This is a genomic window from Campylobacter sp. CFSAN093233 (assembly GCF_011068165.1).
Classification (GTDB): domain Bacteria; phylum Campylobacterota; class Campylobacteria; order Campylobacterales; family Campylobacteraceae; genus Campylobacter_D; species Campylobacter_D jejuni.
This window is the reverse complement of sequence record NZ_JAAMWY010000007.1, coordinates 20,803-40,136: the sequence shown is the minus strand read 5'-3', so window position 1 is coordinate 40,136 and position 19,334 is coordinate 20,803. Positions and strand designations below refer to the sequence as shown.

The 19,334-nt window shown below is 31.5% G+C and carries 27 protein-coding genes; 2 read left to right on the top strand and 25 right to left on the bottom strand.

The genetic code is table 11. From position 1 onward, the window contains the following. Positions 1-15: 15 nt before the first annotated feature. The 16 genes from hisIE to FBF15_RS06370 form a co-directional block, all read right to left on the bottom strand. Positions 16-639, bottom strand: coding sequence for a bifunctional phosphoribosyl-AMP cyclohydrolase/phosphoribosyl-ATP diphosphatase HisIE (gene hisIE, locus FBF15_RS06445; protein WP_002851143.1), 624 nt, complete (start codon positions 637-639; stop codon positions 16-18). 1 nt (position 640) lies between these two features. After that, positions 641-1,408 (bottom strand): imidazole glycerol phosphate synthase subunit HisF, encoded by a 768-nt coding sequence (gene hisF, locus FBF15_RS06440; RefSeq protein ID WP_002851492.1) that lies wholly within the window; start codon positions 1,406-1,408, stop codon positions 641-643. Beyond that, a complete protein-coding gene (locus FBF15_RS06435) occupies positions 1,409-2,347 on the bottom strand; it encodes an HTH domain-containing protein (RefSeq protein WP_002860061.1) in 939 nt (312 codons plus the stop codon). Continuing rightward, positions 2,332-3,063 (bottom strand): 1-(5-phosphoribosyl)-5-[(5-phosphoribosylamino)methylideneamino]imidazole-4-carboxamide isomerase, encoded by a 732-nt coding sequence (hisA, locus tag FBF15_RS06430; protein WP_002860060.1) that lies wholly within the window; start codon positions 3,061-3,063, stop codon positions 2,332-2,334. The genes FBF15_RS06435 and hisA overlap by 16 nt, the downstream gene beginning before the upstream one ends. After that, positions 3,060-3,647, bottom strand: a complete 588-nt coding sequence (gene hisH, locus FBF15_RS06425) for an imidazole glycerol phosphate synthase subunit HisH (protein ID WP_038816623.1) — start codon at positions 3,645-3,647, stop codon at positions 3,060-3,062. Before hisH ends, hisA begins: the two co-directional genes overlap by 4 nt. Continuing rightward, on the bottom strand, positions 3,644-4,702 hold the full coding sequence (gene hisB, locus FBF15_RS06420) for a bifunctional histidinol-phosphatase/imidazoleglycerol-phosphate dehydratase HisB (RefSeq protein WP_038816624.1): 1,059 nt from the start codon (positions 4,700-4,702) through the stop codon (positions 3,644-3,646). The genes hisH and hisB overlap by 4 nt, the downstream gene beginning before the upstream one ends. Further along, positions 4,699-5,985 (bottom strand): histidinol dehydrogenase, encoded by a 1,287-nt coding sequence (gene hisD, locus FBF15_RS06415; RefSeq protein WP_038816625.1) that lies wholly within the window; start codon positions 5,983-5,985, stop codon positions 4,699-4,701. The genes hisB and hisD overlap by 4 nt, the downstream gene beginning before the upstream one ends. 7 nt (positions 5,986-5,992) lie before the next feature. Next, positions 5,993-6,892, bottom strand: coding sequence for an ATP phosphoribosyltransferase (gene hisG, locus FBF15_RS06410; RefSeq protein WP_002858407.1), 900 nt, complete (start codon positions 6,890-6,892; stop codon positions 5,993-5,995). A gap of 172 nt (positions 6,893-7,064) precedes the next feature. After that, positions 7,065-7,418 (bottom strand): 50S ribosomal protein L17, encoded by a 354-nt coding sequence (gene rplQ / locus FBF15_RS06405; protein ID WP_002851332.1) that lies wholly within the window; start codon positions 7,416-7,418, stop codon positions 7,065-7,067. 3 nt (positions 7,419-7,421) lie between these two features. Then, positions 7,422-8,435 carry a DNA-directed RNA polymerase subunit alpha gene (locus FBF15_RS06400; protein ID WP_002862241.1) on the bottom strand — a complete coding sequence of 338 codons (1,014 nt, stop codon included), beginning with the start codon at positions 8,433-8,435 and terminating at the stop codon, positions 7,422-7,424. Positions 8,436-8,447: 12 nt separating this feature from the next. Then, positions 8,448-9,074, bottom strand: coding sequence for a 30S ribosomal protein S4 (gene rpsD / locus FBF15_RS06395; RefSeq protein ID WP_002856574.1), 627 nt, complete (start codon positions 9,072-9,074; stop codon positions 8,448-8,450). 27 nt (positions 9,075-9,101) lie between these two features. After that, positions 9,102-9,494, bottom strand: a complete 393-nt coding sequence (gene rpsK, locus FBF15_RS06390) for a 30S ribosomal protein S11 (protein WP_002779544.1) — start codon at positions 9,492-9,494, stop codon at positions 9,102-9,104. 9 nt (positions 9,495-9,503) lie between these two features. After that, on the bottom strand, positions 9,504-9,869 hold the full coding sequence (gene rpsM, locus FBF15_RS06385) for a 30S ribosomal protein S13 (RefSeq protein ID WP_002800121.1): 366 nt from the start codon (positions 9,867-9,869) through the stop codon (positions 9,504-9,506). Positions 9,870-9,871: 2 nt separating this feature from the next. Next, positions 9,872-9,985: a 50S ribosomal protein L36 gene (rpmJ, locus tag FBF15_RS06380; protein ID WP_002781429.1), complete on the bottom strand. Its 114-nt coding sequence runs from the start codon at positions 9,983-9,985 to the stop codon at positions 9,872-9,874. Between the two features lie 171 nt (positions 9,986-10,156). Beyond that, entirely contained in the window at positions 10,157-10,375 is a 219-nt protein-coding gene (gene infA / locus FBF15_RS06375; protein WP_002781436.1) for a translation initiation factor IF-1, read from the bottom strand. 87 nt (positions 10,376-10,462) lie between these two features. Continuing rightward, positions 10,463-11,260: an MBL fold metallo-hydrolase gene (locus FBF15_RS06370; protein ID WP_038816626.1), complete on the bottom strand. Its 798-nt coding sequence runs from the start codon at positions 11,258-11,260 to the stop codon at positions 10,463-10,465. Between the two features lie 86 nt (positions 11,261-11,346). On the opposite strand from FBF15_RS06370, the gene FBF15_RS06365 reads away from it, so the two are divergent. Further along, complete coding sequence (locus FBF15_RS06365) at positions 11,347-12,642, top strand: MFS transporter (RefSeq protein WP_038816627.1); 1,296 nt, start codon at positions 11,347-11,349, stop codon at positions 12,640-12,642. A gap of 49 nt (positions 12,643-12,691) precedes the next feature. Continuing rightward, on the top strand, positions 12,692-14,323 hold the full coding sequence (locus tag FBF15_RS06360; RefSeq protein ID WP_038816628.1) for a multidrug ABC transporter permease/ATP-binding protein: 1,632 nt from the start codon (positions 12,692-12,694) through the stop codon (positions 14,321-14,323). A gap of 19 nt (positions 14,324-14,342) precedes the next feature. On the opposite strand, the gene cgb is transcribed toward FBF15_RS06360, so the two are convergent. From cgb to FBF15_RS09905, 9 genes are all read right to left on the bottom strand, one after another. Further along, positions 14,343-14,765, bottom strand: coding sequence for a single-domain globin Cgb (gene cgb / locus FBF15_RS06355; RefSeq protein ID WP_002871946.1), 423 nt, complete (start codon positions 14,763-14,765; stop codon positions 14,343-14,345). A 66-nt stretch (positions 14,766-14,831) separates the two neighbouring features. Further along, positions 14,832-15,290, bottom strand: coding sequence for a molecular chaperone TorD family protein (locus FBF15_RS06350; protein WP_002892190.1), 459 nt, complete (start codon positions 15,288-15,290; stop codon positions 14,832-14,834). 96 nt (positions 15,291-15,386) lie between these two features. Further along, positions 15,387-15,758: a hypothetical protein gene (locus FBF15_RS09490; RefSeq protein WP_171823042.1), complete on the bottom strand. Its 372-nt coding sequence runs from the start codon at positions 15,756-15,758 to the stop codon at positions 15,387-15,389. 6 nt (positions 15,759-15,764) lie between these two features. After that, a complete protein-coding gene (locus FBF15_RS09485; RefSeq protein ID WP_171838251.1) occupies positions 15,765-16,091 on the bottom strand; it encodes a hypothetical protein in 327 nt (108 codons plus the stop codon). After that, complete coding sequence (locus tag FBF15_RS09480) at positions 16,091-16,255, bottom strand: hypothetical protein (protein ID WP_171823040.1); 165 nt, start codon at positions 16,253-16,255, stop codon at positions 16,091-16,093. The genes FBF15_RS09485 and FBF15_RS09480 overlap by 1 nt, the downstream gene beginning before the upstream one ends. After that, entirely contained in the window at positions 16,242-16,898 is a 657-nt protein-coding gene (locus FBF15_RS06340) for a DMSO/selenate family reductase complex B subunit (protein ID WP_038816629.1), read from the bottom strand. Before FBF15_RS06340 ends, FBF15_RS09480 begins: the two co-directional genes overlap by 14 nt. A gap of 10 nt (positions 16,899-16,908) precedes the next feature. After that, positions 16,909-17,868: a molybdopterin dinucleotide binding domain-containing protein gene (locus tag FBF15_RS09955; protein ID WP_050554034.1), complete on the bottom strand. Its 960-nt coding sequence runs from the start codon at positions 17,866-17,868 to the stop codon at positions 16,909-16,911. Then, a complete protein-coding gene (locus tag FBF15_RS09910; RefSeq protein ID WP_050554035.1) occupies positions 17,853-18,191 on the bottom strand; it encodes a hypothetical protein in 339 nt (112 codons plus the stop codon). The genes FBF15_RS09955 and FBF15_RS09910 overlap by 16 nt, the downstream gene beginning before the upstream one ends. Before the next feature lie 130 nt (positions 18,192-18,321). Continuing rightward, positions 18,322-19,239: a molybdopterin-dependent oxidoreductase gene (locus FBF15_RS09905; RefSeq protein WP_278184516.1), complete on the bottom strand. Its 918-nt coding sequence runs from the start codon at positions 19,237-19,239 to the stop codon at positions 18,322-18,324. Positions 19,240-19,334: the final 95 nt, after the last annotated feature.

Below are 19,334 nucleotides of genomic sequence, written 5' to 3'. Positions count from 1 at the left end.
ATTTTACATAAAGCTTTAAGCTTTATGTCTTTCTTTTAATTTTGAAATCACATCTGAGAAACTAAGATTTGCATCTGCAAGTAAAACACTTAAATGATACATTAAATCCGCTGCTTCACAAATAAGCTCTTCTTTATCTTTTACTGTCGCTGCTAAAGCTGTTTCTACGCCTTCTTCACCAACTTTTTGTGCGATGCGTTTTGTACCACTTTTGAAAAGTTTTGCTGTATAAGAAGTATTTTCATCGGCATTTTTGCGTGCATTAATAAGTTTTTCAAGTCTGGCTAGAAAAACAAAATCTGCATTTTTAGAAATTTTTTCAAAACAAGAAATATCGCCCGTATGACAAGTAGGCCCTACAGGATTTGCTAAAATTAAAAGCGTGTCATTATCACAATCTAAGCTTAAATCTATGATATTTAAGAAATTTCCACTTTCTTCACCCTTCATCCAAAGACGCTGTTTTGTGCGTGAAAAAAAGACTACTTTGCCACTTTCTAAGCTTTTTTCTAAGGCTTCATTATTCATAAAGCCTAGCATTAAAACTTCGCAAGTTTTTGCATCTTGGATGATGACAGGTAAAAGATTATCCACTTTTTGCCAAGCGATTTTTTCATTAAGTTCTTTGAAATTTTGCATATTATATCCTTATACTTAAGCCTTGATTTTTAAGATAAATTTTTAATTCTTTAATGTCTATAAGTTTTTGATGAAAAACAGAAGCAGCTAAAGCCCCATCTATACCTAGTTTAAAAGCTTCTAAAAAATGTTCCATTTTTCCCGCTCCCCCACTTGCGATCAAAGGTACTTTACAAATTTTATATACAGCTTCTAATTGTTCTAAATCATAGCCATTTTTAACACCATCTTGATTCATCATATTTAAAACAATTTCGCCTGCACCTAGATCTTGCACTTTTTTAACCCATTCTAAAGTGCTTTTTCCACTATGTTTACTTGTTTTTTCATCCCCTGTGTATTGAAATACTTTTAAATTTCCATTTTCATCTTTAAAACTATCAATCCCTACTACTACGCATTGCACGCCAAAGCTTTTAGCAAGGCGTGTGATTAGGCTTGGATCATTTAAAGCAGGAGAATTGATAGAAATTTTATCTGCCCCATTAGCCAAAAGTTCAGCTGCATCTTCTTCGCTTTTAATACCCCCTGCAACACAAAAAGAAATATTGATATTTTTTGCTACTTCACTTACCCATTCTCTTGATATGCGTTCTTTTCTAGCACTTGCAGCAATATCATAAAAAACAAGCTCATCAATACCATTTTGAGAATAATACCTAGCAAGCTCTATGATATCTCCCATATCTTTATGGTTTTTAAATTGTGTTCCTTTTACTACTCTGCCATCTTTGACATCTAAACATGCAATTATGCGTTTTGTAAGCATTTATTTCTCCAAAATACATTTTTCTTTAAGATATTTTTCCATTTCTTCATCGCTTTTAATTTCATCAAAATTAGCTTGAATTTTTGCTTCTTTGCCCACTTTAATTTGTTTGTTTATATCATCAATAAATTCTTTAAAATTTGGATTTTTATTGATCAGCATATTTAGTGTTTGAATATCAAGTTCTTTTTCTTTTGCACTAATTAAAATTTGAGAATTTGAAATATCTTTTTCAAGTTTTATCACTCCTATGCCAAAACTTTGATTTAAGCGTCTTAACTCACTTAAAACTTCGCTATCAATTTCTTGTAAAACAACCAAATAGCCTTCATTTGCCCAGCTAGAATTGCTTACAGCTTGAAAATAGCATTCTTTTAAATTTGAAAAATTTAAAGCAATTTTAAGTTCAAAAGAAAAAAGCTTATAACTATTTTGTTTGATATTTTCTAAAAGTGTTATGGTCTCTTTTTCATAATCATCGTAAGGAAAATAAACCCCTACAATATCAGGATAATTCCACTTATCTTCCCCGCCCTTACCCTTTTTGCTTTGTTCGTGATAAATTGTTTTGCAATTTAAATTAAAATCTAAATTTTCATATAAAAATTTTACAAGCAAGGGGTGTAAATCTCTTTCATGAAATTTATTTTTTTCTTGTTTTTCATTGGTAATTTCATTTTTATTATCAAGCTTTAAAAGTTCATTTTCTCTTTCTTTTAGCCAAAAAGTTGTAGGTTTTATTGAGGTTTTAAGAAAGTTAATTTTATCTGTAAGCAACCTATTCCAAATTGTTTGAGTGGGTGTTTGTCCTATACTAGAAAGCTTTTTATCTAAGCCTTTTTCAAGAGCTTTTTGCCAAATTTCACTCACATTTAAAGGCTTTTTAGTTTGTTTTAAAACTTCTATAATTAATTCTTTATAGGTCAATTTTCCAGACATCTTATCCCTTCTTCTACACTAAAAACTCCGTCTAATAAAGCTTTTCCTACGATAACCCCACTACAAATTCCTTTTAAGTTTTCAAGGTCTTTTAAGCTTGCTACTCCACCACTTGCCTGAATGCAAATATGAGGAAAAATTTCATGGATAAGTTTATAAAGTCTTGCATTTACTCCTTGCATGGTGCCATCTTTTGAAATATCTGTGCAAAGTATGTGTTTTAAGCCTTTATTGCTATAAAAATCTAAAACTTCCATAAGCTTTTTATCGCTTGCTTCTTGCCAAGCATTTACAGCCACAACATAATCTTCTTTTAAAATCGTATCTAAGGCTAAAACTATAGCTTCACTACCAAATTCTTTTAAAATTTCAAGACATAAAGTCGCATCTTTAATTGCCATAGATCCTATAACTACTCTTTTTACTCCACAATCAAGCAAAGCTCTAACTTCTGCTTTAGAGCGTATACCTCCACCTACTTGCAAATTGACACTGACTTCTTTGGCTAATTTTTCTATCAAAGCAAATTGTCTTTTGCTAGGATCTTTTGCACCTGTAAGATCTACAAGATGAAGTTCTTTCGCTCCTGCTTTTTCGTATTCTTTAAATTTCTTTAAGGGATTGTATTTATATACTTTTTTTTGTTCGTAATCCCCTTTTACAAGACGCACCACTTCGCCATCTATAAGATCGAGTGCGGGTATGATTTGAGTCATCCTATATCCTTAATAAAATTTGAAATTAAAATTTCCCCAGCCTCGCTACTTCTTTCAGGGTGAAATTGCACTCCGTAAAAATTATCTTTCATTACGCTTGCGCTAAATTTTTGCGAATACTCACAATCTGCTATAGTGTATTTCCCAAGTCCTACACAATAACTATGCACAAAATAAAAATAAGCCCCTTCTAAGCCTTTAAACAAAGCATGAGAGCTATAAACTTCATTCCATCCCATATGTGGAAAAGTAAAGCCTTCTTTAGTTTTAAATTTTTGAGTTGTAAAATCTATGAGTTTTAAGGTTTCTTGATTTAATTCTTCAGAAAAATTTCCTAAAATTTGCATACCTAAACAAATACCAAGCAAAGGTTTTTTGGTATTTTGAATAAAATCAATAAGATTAAATTGTTCTAAATTTTTCATTGCTTCTTTTGCGGTACCCACTCCAGGTAAAAAAAGCTTATCCGCACTTTCAAGTTCTTTTAAATCCCTACTGATAGTTGCATTAAAACCTAATCTATCTAGACAAAATTTCAAAGATGCTAAATTCGCACAGGCTGTATCGATGATGATGATTTTCATATCACTCCTTTAGAGCTGGCTAAATTTTCACTTTCTATTTTTACTGCCATTTTCAAAGCTTTTGCAAAGGCTTTAAAAAGCCCTTCGGCTTTATGATGATCGTTTTTGCCTTTAACTTTTAAATGCAAACTCACGCCCATAGCATAGCTTAAAGAATAAAAAAAGTGCTCGATCATTTCTGTGCTTAAAGCCCCTAAATGAGATTTTTTAAATTTGGCTTTATAGACTAAATGGGGACGATTGCAAAAATCCATCGCACAACTTGCCAAACACTCATCCATAGGTAAAGCAAAACCATATCTTGCAATGCCGATTTTATCCCCTAAAGCTTTTTTGATACAAGCTCCAAGTGCTAAGGCTACATCTTCAACGCTATGATGCTCATCGATTTCCAAATCTCCTTTACAAGAAATTTCAAGCCCTATACCTCCATGTACAGCGATTTGCTCTAACATGTGATCAAAAAAATCAATACCTGTTTTAATGCTAACCTTACCCCCATTTAAGCATACCTTTACTTTTATATCTGTTTCTTTAGTAGTTCTTTGATAACTCGCGCTTCTAAAAGAACTTAAAATTTCATTTTCTATTTCTTTCCAAGAAAGTTCGCCGTATTTTAAACCATGCACGCCTAAATTTGAAGCCAAGATCATATCACTCTCACGATCTCCTATAACAAAACTTTGCTCCTTATCATAAAGTTCGTGTTTGATATACTCTTCTAACATAGCGGTTTTAGGTTTTCTGCAAGCACAATTTTCATTTTCAAAATGCGGACAAATAAAAATATCTTGAAATTCTATACCGCAACTTTTTAAAATATCAAGCATTTTTTCATGAGCGATTTCAAAATTTTCCTTTGGAAAACTTGGTGTTCCAAGACCGTCTTGATTGCTTACCATAACAAATTTAAATCCAAATTTTTTTAGTTTTAAAAGAGTGGGAATAGCATCTTTTTCAAAACGCAATTTTTCAAGAGTATCGATTTGAAAATCGCTTTTTGGCTCCTCTATTAAAGTGCCATCTCTATCTATAAAAAGGATTTTTTGACTCATTTTAAGCTTTCCAAACGAAAAGTTACTGCATTTTTGTGCGCGTCTAAATGCTCATTTTGTGCTAAAATTTCAACACTTTTACCTAAAGCTAAAAAACCTTCTTTACTTAACTCTTGAACGGTCATTCTTTTGCTAAAATCTGCCAAACCTAAACTAGAATGCGTTTTAGTAAGTCCATAAGTAGGTAAAACATGATTTGTCCCACTTGCATAATCACCCATAGACTCTGGGGAATAAGCTCCTAAAAATACTGATCCTGCGTGTTTTACACCTTTTAAAAGTTCTCGTGGATTTTGAGTTTGTATGATCAAATGTTCAGGGGCGTAAAGATTTGAAATTTCTAAGGCTTGATTTAAATCTTTAGCTATGATAATGCGTGAATTAGCAATGCTTTTGCTTGCAAGTTCTTTGCGAGGCAAAAGTTCTAATTGACTTTGGACTTCATCACTTGCTTTTTTAGCAAAATCTTGACTTAAACACACTAAAATCACTTGAGAATCTGCACCATGTTCAGCTTGTGAAAGCAAATCACTAGCTACAAATTTTTCATTAGCTAAATCATCAGCTATGACTAAAACTTCACTAGGTCCTGCTTGCATATCAATAGCTGCTCCGTTTATATCACTACTTACTTGGCGTTTTGCTTCGGTTACAAAGGCATTTCCTGGGCCAAAAATTTTATCCACCTTTAAAACACTTTGGGTACCGTAAGCCAAAGCTGCTATAGCTCCTGCACCACCCATTTGATAAATTTCATCCACGCCACAAAGCTTAGCACAAAAAAGCACAGCATCATTGATTTTTGCAGGACTTGCTAAAACGATTTTTTCACAACCTGCAATTTTTGCAGGAATAGCTAGCATTAAAACCGTTGAAAACAAAGGTGCCAAACCCCCTGGTATGTAAAGTCCTACTTTTTCTATAGGGCGTGTTAAAACTTCACATTTAACGCCTTTTGTAGTTTCAAGAGCGATTTCATGTGGGATTTGGGCTTCGTGAAATTTTTTGATATTTTCATAAGCCACTAAAATAGCTTCTTGTAAATCTTTATCTAAATGCTTGCTTGCTTGAGTGATTTCTTCTTGAGTGATTTTAATCTTTGAAATTTCAGCCTTATCAAATTTCAAAGCTTGTTCTATCAAAGCTTCATCGCCTTTTTCTTGCACTTCTTTAATGATAGAACTTACTATTTTTGAAATTTCATCTTTCGCACTTATAGCAGGGCGTTTTAACGCTTCTTCTTTTTGTTTTTCATCCAAATTATCATATACTAAAATTTGCATTTTTTACTCACTTTAACATTTTTTCTATAGGCAGAACTAAAATCGAACTCGCACCTTCTTCTTTTAAAGCCTCCATGGTTTCCCAAAAAAGATTTTCTTTACTTACCATATGTAAAGCTACATTTTTTTCATCGTGTGCTAAAGGTAAGATAGTCGGTCTTTCAACTCCTGGAAGTAGGGCTTGAATTTTATCAAGCTTTTCTTTTGGAGCATGAAGCATAATGTATTTAGATTCTCTTGCTTGCATTACTCCTGCTACACGCAACATAATTTTATCCACTAAGGCTTGTTTTTCTTTACTTAAAGCATTTTCTTTTTGAATCAAACAAGCACGAGATTCATAAATGACTTTAACTTCTTTAAGATTGTTTGCTTGTAAAGTTGCCCCGCTTGAAACAAGATCGCAAATCGCATCGGCTAAATTTGCCCTAGGGGCTACTTCAACAGAACCTGTAAGCGTACAATTTTTATAATTAATCCCATTTTCTTTCATAAAACGCTTTAAAAGTTGTGGATAAGAAGTAGCTATCCTTAAGCCTTCAAAATCTTTCAAATTTTGAAATTTATTTTCTTGAGGTAAGGCAAGAGAAAGACGGCAATATCCAAAATCTAGCTTTTTTAAAAGCTTATAGCTTGGATTTTCTCCTAAAGACTGGCGTTCAAGTTCATTTTCTTCTAAAACATTTTCCCCTATAATGCCTAAATCTACAACCCCATCAAAAATAAGCCCAGGGATATCATCATCTCTAACGCGTAAAATATCTATGGGTAAATTTGTAGAAAAAGCGATCAAGCTTTGTTCATGGATATGCATTTTAACACCACATTCTGAAAGAAGCTCTATGGATTCTTTTGAAAGTCTACCTGATTTTTGTATCGCAATGCGTAAACGAGTGTTTTCTTGCATAACATATCCTTGAAATTAAAAATTAAAAACTTATATTAGCATAAGTAGTTGAATTTTTAGCAAGGGTTTTAGAAAATAAATAAATTTAATTTTATTTAAAATAATTATTTAAAACTTTTTATTTTTAAGGTATTTAATTGAAGTATTAATCCTAGCAAAAGCTAGGATTTGATTAAGCTACAAATTCGATGAAAGCCATTTCAGCAGCATCACCACGGCGAATTCTTGTTTTGATGATTCTTGTATATCCACCATTGCGATCTTTGAATTTTGGAGCAATTTCAGTCACTAATTTATTAGTAGCGTTTTTATCTTGTAATGAAGCAAAAACTGCTCTATGAGCGTTAAAATCTCCAAGTCTTGCTCTAGTAATCAATCTTTCTACATAACCTCTTAATTCTTTAGCTTTTGGTAGAGTAGTTTCGATTTTTCCGCTATTTACTAAAGCTATAGTTAAATTTTTTAATAAGGCAGCACGATGAGATGAAGTTCTGCCAAGTTTTCTATATCCATGTTTATGTCTCATTCTTTATCCTTCGTTTTGTGCTTTTAATTCTGCGATTTTATTTTTAAGTATTTCTTTATTATCGCTAAGCTTAGAAGTTCCCACAGGAAAACCTATACTTTCCATGATGTTTTTAATTTCATCAAGAGATTTTTTACCTAAATTTTTAAGCCCTGCAAGTTCACTTACACTCATCAAAGCAAGCTCGCCTATGTAAACTACTCCTGCTTTTTCAAGACAATTATAACTTCTAGCACTTAAATTTAAATCTGTAATGTTTTGCAATAATTTAGTATTTTCTAGTTCATTGCTTGTTGCTTGATTTTTAATTACGCTTCTAACATTGGTGATTTTATCAAATACTGATAATTGTTTATACATAGCTTCTAGAGCATTTTGAAAAGCTTCATTTGGAGTGATTTGTCCATCAGTTGTTACAGTTAAAACCACTTTTTCATAATCAGGATTATCTTCAAACAAAACTTTTTCAATATCATAGGTTGCTTCTCTTACAGGTGTAAAGAAAGCATCTAAAGCTATAAATTTAGGATCATTTATAAGCTCTTTAATTTCTTCGCTTGGTACATAGCCAATACCTTTTTCAACGATCAATGTGAATTTGAGTTCAGCATCTTCGTTGATAGTTGCTAGATAGGTGTCTTTGTTTACTACCTCTACTTGATCATTATTTAGATCTTTGCCGTAAATTTCTTTTGAGCCTTTAAAGCTAAATTCTACTATTTCTTTATTTGATTCGCCTTTAATTTTAAAGCGTAGTTTTTTTAGATTAATGATAAAAAGTGCTACATCTTCAAGCATACCACGCATGCTATCAAATTCATGAGCTACGCCATCAATATGAATCGCAGTTGGAGCATATCCTATGGTGCTAGTGTAAAGTAAACGGCGTAAAGGATGGGCTAGGGTGATTCCATAGCCGATCTCAAAAGGCCAAGCACTGATTTTAGCCACAGTATCACTAATGTTTTCTATTGTAAATTCTGTTGGCGTATAAGCAGATGTTGTAATATTTCTCATATTTAGCCCCTATTATTTAGAGTAAAGCTCAACGATAAATCTTTCCTCAACCGGAATGACAACTTCTTCTCTTTCAGGTTTTCTTGTGAAAATTCCAAATCTCTTATCTTTTTCAACATCAACCCAAGCAACGATTCCAGTTTGTGCTGTAAGTTCGATAGCTCTTGTAATTTGAGGATTGTTTTTGCTTTTTTCGATAATTTCGATTTTAGCACCTGCTTCTACTCTAAAGCTAGGAATATCCACTCTTTTACCATTTACTAAAACATGTCCATGTGTTACAAGTTGTCTTGCAAAACGACGTGTTGTAGCAAAACCCATTCTATATACTACATTGTCTAATCTTTGTTCTAAAAGTTGGATAAGTAATACCCCTGTATTTCCTTCTCTTCTTGCTGCTTCAGCAAATAAACGACGGAATTGCTTTTCGCTTACTCCATACATAAATTTAGCTTTTTGTTTTTCTCTTAATTGAAGTCCATACTCACTAATTTTACCTTTTCTTGCTCCGTGTTGTCCTGGTGCATAAGGGCGTTTATCTAGTGCACTTTTGCCAGCTAGTCTTCTTTCTCCTTTTAATGCTAAGCTAACACCAAAGCGTCTTTCTAATTTTTCTACTGGTCCTCTATATCTTGCCATAATATTCTCCTAAATTTTTCTTATATCTTAGACACGACGACGCTTAGGCGGTCTGCAACCATTGTGAGCTAATGGAGTGATATCTTTTAAGAAAGTTACTTTGATTCCTTCCATAGCACCTACACTCTTAACAGCAGTTTCTCTACCGCTTCCTGGTCCTTGTACTTTAATGCCTACTTCTTTAATTCCGTGTTCTTTTGCTTTATTTAAAGCGTCTTCTACTGCTTGTTGTGCTGCATAAGGAGTTGATTTTTTAGAACCTTTAAATCCTAAACCACCTGCACTACTCCAAGCGATAGCATTTCCCATTTCATCAGTTACTGTAACCATAGTATTGTTAAAAGTCGCACTGATATAAACAATACCTTTTGCTATATTTTTTTTAACTACTTTTTTCTTTACGATTTTTCTTTTTGCCATGATTTATCCTTATGATTTTGCACCAACAGTTTTTCTCTTACCTTTTCTAGTTCTTGCGTTTGTTTTTGTTTTTTGTCCGCGAACTGGTAACCCTTTTCTGTGTCTTAAACCTCTAAAGCTTCCTAAATCCATAAGCGCTTTAATATCCATAGCAACTTGTTTTCTCAAGTCCCCTTCAACCATATAGTTTTCTTGAATTTCTTTACGGATAGCTGCTGCTTCATCTTCACTTAACTCATGAACTCTTTTATCATAAGAAATTCCTACTTTATCTAGAATTTTTCTTGAAGTGAAAAGTCCTATACCATAAATATAGGTTAGTCCATACTCAATTCTTTTTTTCTTTGGTAAATCCACACCTGCAATACGAGCCATGTTTATCCTTGTCTTTGTTTATGTTTTGGATTTTCGCAAATAATGCGAACCACGCCTTTACGGCGAACTACTTTGCACTTGTCGCACATCTTTTTAACCGATGGTCTCACTTTCATGAGCGTCTCCTTGAATGAATTCCACTTGATTTACGACTACATCAGGTTTTATGAATAACCAACTATTTTCAAAATAAGTGGTGGATTTTAAAAATACTTCTTCATATAGTTCGATGTAATTTGTCGCAAAAACTCTAATTTTATCTAAAATTAGCTTTTAAATAACTTAGATTATTTATATCTAAAAGTTATACGCCCTTTATCAAGGCTATAAGGTGTAAGTTCTACTTTTACTTTATCACCTGGCATTATTCTTATATAATGCATACGCATTTTTCCTGCAATATGACATAAAATTACATGTTTGTTGTCAAGTTCAACCTTGAAATTTGCATTAGGCAATGCTTCAAGTACGGTGCCATCAATTTCAATTACATCATCTTTTGCCAAAATTTTCTCCTTTCATGAAATAAAAAGGCTATAATTTTAGCAAAAATTATTAAAATTTTTACTTAATTTTTAGTAATTTTTAAGTAATTAATCTAAAAATTTAGGTTCGATAAAAGGCACATGAGTCCCTATAACTTTGAGTTTTCTTTCTTTAAATTCTTTAAGTAGTTTTTCCCTTGTTTGTATAGCCTCATTTTGATCTATATCAAATTTTATAGCGATTTTAGGTTTTGGAATTTGTATATCATAAAGATGAAGTAAATCTCCCCAAAAGACTATTTTATCATCAATTATTATAGCATTTTGTCCTGGGGTATGTCCATAAGCAGGTATGGCTTTAATGCCTGAATTTTGAAAGATTAAATCTTTAGAGTGGTTAATAAATTCTATATTTTTAAGTTTAAGCAAGGTGTTTTTAATTTCTTGTCTATCGCTTTTGATCCAAAAATCATATTCTTTTTTATCGATTAAAATTTGAGCTTTTGGAAAAAGATTTTCTTCGCTCATTAAAGCACCTATATGATCAGGATGCGCGTGTGTTAAGATAATATGAGTGATATCTTTAAAATCGGTTTTGTGGATATGTAATTTTTCTTTTAATGTATCAATAGTATCTAAAAACCCTGTGTCTATTAAAGCATTAAAATTTGGATTTTTTATCAGAGCAATATTATGCTCATTTCTTTTGATTTTTGTGCGAGTTTTTTCTATAAAATTCTTATCTTCATCGCTTTGTGGCACTAAAAAAGAAAATAATAAATTTAAAAATTCATCATCAGATTGTTTAAGAGAGATTATATGGGTTTGATTTGAACTTTTGCTTGTGGTTTTTTCTTCTAAAAAATAAAGATTGGTTTTTAAAAGAGTGGTTATAAAATTAAACATATTTATCCTTAAATTTTTAGATAATATTTTGGAAATGATTATAGTATAATAAAAACAATGTTTTTAAAATTTAAGGTAATTAATCAATGAGAAAATCAAAATTTGAAACAAAGGAAATTAAGATCTTAGGACTTTCTTCACTAGGAGGAACTTTAGAATTTTATGATTTTATTATTTTTGTCTTTTTTGCTGAATATATAGCTAATGTATTTTTTCCTAAAGATATGAGTGAATTTTGGGCTTTATTAAATACTTATGGAGCATTTGCAGCTGGATATTTAGCACGTCCTTTAGGTGGTATAGTTATGGCACATTTTGGAGATAAATTTGGGCGTAAAAATATGTTTATGCTAAGTATTTTACTAATGGTTCTTCCTACCTTTGTCTTAGCTTTTATTCCAGGTTATGAAACTCTTGGGTTTTTAGCTCCTGTTTTATTGATACTTATAAGAATTTTTCAAGGCATAGCTATAGGTGGAGAATTGCCTGGAGCTTGGGTTTTTGTAAGAGAGTATTGTCAAGAAAAACAAAAAGCTTTCTTTTTAAGCTGTTTAAATTCAGCTATGGCTTTAGGAATTTTGTTAGGAAGTATAGTATTTCTAATCATTAATGCTTTTTTTAGCATAGAAGAAATTGCTGCTTATGCATGGCGTATTGCTTTTTTTGTAGGTGGAATTTTTGGGATTATTTCTATTTATTTGCGTAGATTTTTGCAAGAAACTCCTGTTTTTAAACAAATGAAAAAAGAATCATCGCTTAGTTCTTTTCCACTTAAAGATTTATTTAAAGAAAAGGATATTGTAAAAAATTTATTTTCATCAATGATGATGACTTGGGTTTTAACAGGTTGTGTTATTGTGCTTGTTTTATTAATGCCTAAATTTATGCCCAGTATTTTAAATTTAAGTGGAGTTGAAGGAAGTTATTTACAGATATTAGGAATTTTGGGAATAGCTTTAGGCGGGGTTTTTATGGGTTATCTTGTAGATAAATTTGGTTTATTTAAAATTTGCATTTTCTTTTCTTTAGCTTTTGTATTTTTTTCTTTTTTATATTTTTATGCTTTATATGAGCTTAAAAATTTGGTTTTGGTGTGTATTTTGTATTCGATTGTTTGTTTTTTAGGTGGAATTAATGTGTTCGCACCTATTTTAATGAGTGAAGTTTTTAGAGCTAAAATAAGATTTTCAGGAATTTCTTTTTCTTATAATATTGCTTATGCAATTTCAGGCGGTATTACTCCGCAACTCGTTTTTTGGCTTAATACACTTGCGAGTAAAAATGACAATCCATTTTTATATGGTATGAGTATATATATGATTTTTTTAGCGTTATTGGCTATTTGTGCTGTTTTTATAGTAAAAGATAAAATAAAATTTTGATAATCACTCTTAAAATGTTATAATTAAAATTATATTTTGGAGTTTATAAATGCCTTTTATTATGGAATTACTTAAGCAAAATAAATTAAAGTTGATTTCTTTTTTGCTTTTTTCTTTTATTACAAGCGCTGTTGGAGTTTTAACTCTTGTTTTTATCAATGATTATTTGCTTAAAAATGCACAAAACATTCCTATTTTTTATTTTATTGTTTTGCTTTTGATTTTTTTTATAAGTTCTACCATAGTTGAACTTGGACTTAGTATTTTTGGACAAAATTTTATTTTTAAAATGCAAAGGCGCGTAGTAAAGCAGATCTTAGACACCCCTTTGTTAAGAGTCGCTAAAGTAGGTAAGGCTAGAATTTTAGCTTCTTTGGGAAGTGATGTGAGAAATATATCTTTTGGGCTTTTAAGATTGCCTGATTTTTTACAATCAAGTATATTGATTTTATGCACTAGTGTTTATTTATGTTATCTTTCACCACAAATTTTTGCTTTGTGTGTGGTATGGATTATGGTTATTTTTATTACTAATAATTTTTTGATGATGAAAGTATATCAGTATTTTAGAAAGGCAAGGGAAAATGATGATGCTTTGCAAAATAATTACCAAAATATACTAGATGGACATAAAGAACTTTTGATCAATCGTGATAGAGCTAAGCTTTATTATGAAGATGAATTTGAAAATAATGCAAGATTGAAAAAGAAAAATAGTACTTTAGGTAATCTTTTTAACAATCTCTCAAACAACTGGACAAATGTAACTCTTTTGGTTTTAGTGGGTGTAGAGTTTTACTTAGCTTTAAAATTTGAATGGGCAAGTGTTGCAGATGCTACAACTATAGCTCTTTCTATTTTGTTTTTACGAACCCCTTTAGTATCTATGATAGGATCTTTTCCTACTTTGCTTTTGGCAAAAATCGCTTTGGATAAGATCGCAAAATTGGAATTAGATGATTATATAGAAGGTTTTAAAAAAACACATTATATCAGTGAATGGAAAAAAATTTCTTTTAGAAATACTCAATTTGCTTATGAAGAAAATTTTCATTTAAATCCTGTAAATATAGAACTTAAAAAAGGTGAATTGGTATTTTTAATAGGTAAAAATGGAAGTGGTAAATCCACTTTTTGTATGCTTTTGACAGGACTTTTTAAGCCAAGCAAAGGCGGAATTTATGTTGATGATACGCTTATAGATGATAAAAATTTAGATGAGTATAGATCTCTTATTTCTGCTGTTTTTAGCGATTTTCATCTTTTTACTAAAACCTTAAATAAAGAAAATTTTGCAAGCGAAGAAAAAATTGCTTTTTGGTTGGAGTTTTTAGAACTTAAAGATAAAACAAGTGTCAAAGATAATGAACTGACCTTAACCAAACTTTCTACAGGGCAAAAAAAGCGTTTAGCTATGCTTATAGCCTTGCTTGAAGAAAGGGATATTTTAGTGCTTGATGAATGGGCGGCTGATCAAGATCCTGTTTTTAGAAGATTTTTTTATAAAAAACTTTTACCTTTGCTAAAAGAGCAAGGTAAAACAATCTTTGCTATCACACATGATGATGCATATTTTGATAGTGCTGATAGAATTTTCTTGGCTCAAAATGGTGAAATCAGCGAATTAAAGGGTGAGAATATAAAGGAATTAGCTAAAAATTTAGTAGAAAAATTTGATTAAAGCCCAAAATGGGCTTATATTATTTATCATAGAGCTTTTTTTCTATATTGATATAAAATTCAGCAATTTTTCCATAAGCAACTTCCCAAGCTTTAAGAGTAGCTTCGTCAGGATTTAAAAGATTTTTAATAGCTTTTAAAAGGCAAGCTCCAACTATAGGATAATGCTCTTCTTTAACCCCTAAATTAACATGAGTTATGGCAACTTTATCAACAAAGTTTCTCATATTTTCTAAATTTTCTATATTTTTAGCTGCCATTAAAATCGCCATCGCTAAAGCTTTTGGTTGTTCTCCTGAAATTTGTTTTTCCATATTAAACATAGGTTTTACCTCAGGATAATCATTAAACATTATTTTATAAAACTCATTGGTTAAATCTACTCCATTTTTTTGCAAAATAGGCACACAATCTTTGATGATTTGTATTTGTTCTTTTGTCATAATTTCTCCTTTTTAATGTAAAAGAGATATTATATATCTTAAAAAGGAGAAAAAAATTGACTTGTGTTAAAATTTTGTATTTAGTTGATTGAAAAAGTCTTGCATTAACATTGTTAATGCTTTATAAAAATGTGTTTTAGCTTTATTGATAACATCAAAACTCCACATGTTAAACCAAGTAAAAAATTCTTCTTTTAAGAATTTTTGCAAAATTATATCATCTTGTTTTTTGATTAAAAAACTAATAAATAATAATTCATTTATCAAGCTATCTGCAGGTTCTTTATTAAAAAAAGAAAAAAAGTTATTTTGCACAAAAATTTGCTTAATTTTATCAGAATTATCTGAATAAATTTCTTTATTTTCATCAAGATAAAAAGAAGCAAAAGGCGGTGCTTTTACATAATCAACATCGCTTAAAAACAAAGATGTAAAATCACTTGCTATTAATTTATCATCTTCGTTTGAAGATGATAAAAGCTTTAAAGCGGTGTATTGCAATTTGCTATTATTTTTAAAAACCAATTTTGCCAGAATTCTTCTTTTTTAAGTTTTTCTAGCAAAAAATGATTAGGTGGATTTTGCAAAAATTGATAAATATATCTATTGCCAATTTTTGCATTAAGAATGTCCCAACATGATTTGAGTACTTATAAGTCCATAAAATAGCATTCTGGTGGTAAATACCCCTAAAAATGCACAAAGTAGGGCAAAATAAGCAAAAAATTTACTTTTAAATTTTTCATGTAAATAATTATGCAAATACCAAGTAACAGTCCCAAGTCCTAAGAATGCAAAAGAAAGCGATATAAACCAATCATAGGTTCCACCTAAAAGTTCAAAAGGGTTTACAAGCCCCATAATCCAAGTTTGTCCTACATGTAGGGTTTGCAAAACTATAGCAGTGTTTAAAAGCCCTATACCTATAAGTCCTGTAAAAAACGACATTTTTCTTTCATGTTTGCTATTTTCAAAAAAAACAATAATAAACAATAGCGCCTAAAAATATAGCACTAGCAAAAAAATAAAGCAAAGTGATCTTAAAATCCCAAGTAGGCACACTTTCTTGCATGGAGCCATATAAGCTCCACTCATAAAGAAAAGTCCTAAAATTCCACATATTAGCGTAAGATAAAACACCCAATTTGAAGTTTTTAGATAAAGCAAAAAGCCCAAAGCACACACAAGAGATACAAATAAAATTTCATTATTCATCCAGCCTATGTGCCACTCATTGTTTGCATAAAAAACACCCATTCTATTTAATACATTAAAAATGTGTGTAATATCATTTAAATGAAAAAATGAAGGGATAAAAGCAACCATCATTGCAATTCTAAGGCTAATCCAAAAGACTTTAAATTTGCATAATTTTTGTAACCATTTATAAATGCAGGTGCATAAACCAAACTAAGTCCAATTACAGCTTGTGCTAAAATAGTAAATAACACCAAAGGCATTTCGCTTAAAATGTGATTAAATGATGTCATTTTTAACTCCTTGGTAGTTTTGAGGTAGATGAAAAATCGCACTTTTATTACCTGAAGGCAAACTATGTTTTTCAGGCACTATACATAAATTCGGATGCGTGATAGAAGCATCAGGTAAAGGTGTGATAGAGGCTAAATTTCCATGTTCTTCTCTCAGTTTTGTTATATCGCCTGCTTTTAATGCTCTAAAAGGACAAGAGTCCACGCAAATTGGATTTTTACCTTCTTTTAATCTCTCATAACACCCATCGCATTTGCTCATATGACCACTTTCATGGTTAAATTGAGGTGCGCCATAAGGACATGCCATAGCACAAGCTTTGCAGCCTATACACATACTATCATCGATTGCTACTATTCCCCATTTTATTTTCATTGTTGCACCAGTTGGACAAGCTTTAAGACAAGATGGATTAGAACAATGATTGCAAGAAATAGAAGTGTAGTAAGCAAAAACATTTTGCTCAAAACTTCCATCTTCTTTACAGGTCCAATTTCCCCCTTCAGTCTCAAACACACGGCGAAAATTAACTCCCACAGGCATGTTTTTATAATCCTTGCAAGAAAGTGAGCAAGTCCTACAGCCTACGCATTTGCTTTGATCTAGCATAACACCAAATTGTGAATTTTCTTCTAATTTCATCTTTTTCTCCTTAAACTTTTGCAATTTCAACTAAAATAGAATGTTGTCCATTTCCTTTAGAAATAGCAGTTGGTACTATACTTGCCAAAGAATTCACACAAGTTCCCACATCGATACCATTTTCATATTTTGCCCATGCACCTTGTGGGGTTACTGCACAACCTGGTATGATTTTTGGAGTAATTTTTGCTATGCCTTGTATGATTCCTAAGTCATTTCTTACTTGCACCACATCGCCCGTTTTGATACTTCTTTGCTCTGCATCTATGGTATTTATCCAAATTTCTTGTGGATTAGCTTCTCTAATTTGTGGAATTTCCCAAAAGCTAGAATGCGTTCTACCTTTGTAGTGATAGCCAAAAAATTGCAAAGGATACTTTTGTTTTAATGGATCTAAAATCCCTTCTCTTTGGCTTTCAAAAACAGGAATAGGCACTATTTGTTGTCCTTCTTTTAATTTCCAAGTTTTTTGCATTTGTGCGAGTTTTGTGCTATAAATTTCTATCTTTCCGCTAGGAGTTTTTAAAGGATTATTGATAGGATCTTTTATAAAACTTTGTAATGCCACTACAGGTTTTACAGGCTCAAATTTTACAAGTCCTTTTTCGCACATTTCTTCAAAACTAGGCAAAAGTGGATTTTTTTTCATACTTTCTTCATAAAGGTATTTTAGCCAATCTTTTTGTGTTCTTCCTTCGCTAAATTCTTTTTCTATGCCAAGTCTTTTAGCAAGTTCAAGACACATTTTATAAATAGGTTTTGCTTCACCAACTGGCTCGATAGCTTTTTGACAATAAATAATATAAGGCTTATTGCTATAATATCCTGCGCTAGGTCTTATAAAATCTTCTTGCTCTAGCATAGTTGCATCAGGTAAGATATAATCTGCGTAGTTATTTGACGGAGTTCTAGTTACATTAACATCTATTATACACTCACACAAATTCTCATCGCTTAAAATATCATGCACTTCTTTAATTGTGCTGTGCTGATTTGTAAGACAATTTCCTGCTGTATTGAAAATAAATTAATATTTTGTTTTAATTGTGTTGTGCCACGCACCCCATCGCTAATATCTGTCATTTCTTTTCCACGATAAATAGCATCTGTGAATAAAAAACAAGGAATAGAATCTTTTATTGGATTTTTAAAAGGCATACCTATTATATCATATGTTTTACTTGACCCTGTTCGACATCCTGTATTTGTGCCTTCTATGCCAATATTTCCTGTAATACAAGCTAGAGTTGCTATCGCCCTTGCATTTTGTTCTCCATTTGAATGTCTTTGCACTCCCCAACCTTGTTCTATAAAACAAGGCTTTATGGTGGCAATTTCTCTTGCAAGTTGAACTATGCGGCGTGCTGGATTTTTGTAATCTTGCTAGCCCAATCAGGAGTTTTTTCTACTCCATCGTTTAGTCCTAAACATAGCTTTCATAGCTTGAGTTTTTGGCTGCATCTTGTGGCAGAGTATTTTCGCTAAAGCCTATGGTGTATTTATCAAGAAAAGTTCTATCAAGTAAATCTTCTTTTATCATCACATAAGTTAGCGCAGCAATTAAAGCTGCATCGGTTCCTGGTGCTATAGGTATCCACTCATTGCAATGCCCTATCATAGAATCATTGTATCTTGGGTCAATGTGAATTATTTTACATCCACTTTCTTCTAAGGCTTTTTGATAAGCATAGCCTACTCCACCACCTCCCATTCTAGTTTCAACATGATTTGCTCTAAAAAATATAGCTAATTTTGCAGAGTGTAAAGTGTATATATCGCTAGCAGGAGATCCACCATAGAAAAAATTCATAGCATTTGAAATTTGAGCCGTAGAATAAGAATTATGATAATTTAAATAACCACCATAAAGACTTAAAAGTCTAGCCCATGGACCTTGTGTACAGCGATTGATTATTGTTCCTGTTGTTCCTGTTGTTCCTGTTGCATAATTTATATAAAAGGCTTCATTGCCGTATTTTTCTTTAATTTCTTGCATTTTGGCAGAAATTTCATCAAAAGCTTGTTCCCAAGAAATAGGCATAAATTTACCTTCGCCTCTTTTTCCCACTCTTTTTAATGGTCTTTTTAAGCGATTTGCATTGTAAACTTTATATCTTGAACTACGCCCTCTAATACAGGCTCTTGCTTGACGATTATCAAAGCTATCATCACCTTCATGATCAGTACTAACATATTTAATAATTCCATCTTGAGTATGCACTTTTACAGGACATTTTGTTTCGCAATTTACATTACATCCAGCCCATTTGCTGATCAATGGTGGAGTTTTTAATAAATTTGCACTTAGACTTATAGGACTTAAGGTTAAGCCGCCAAACAAAGAACTCCATTTTAAAAAATCTCTACGATTTTGTTCCGTGTTATCTCCTTACATTTATGTGACAAAAAGTAATTGCGATTATAGTACAAATAATA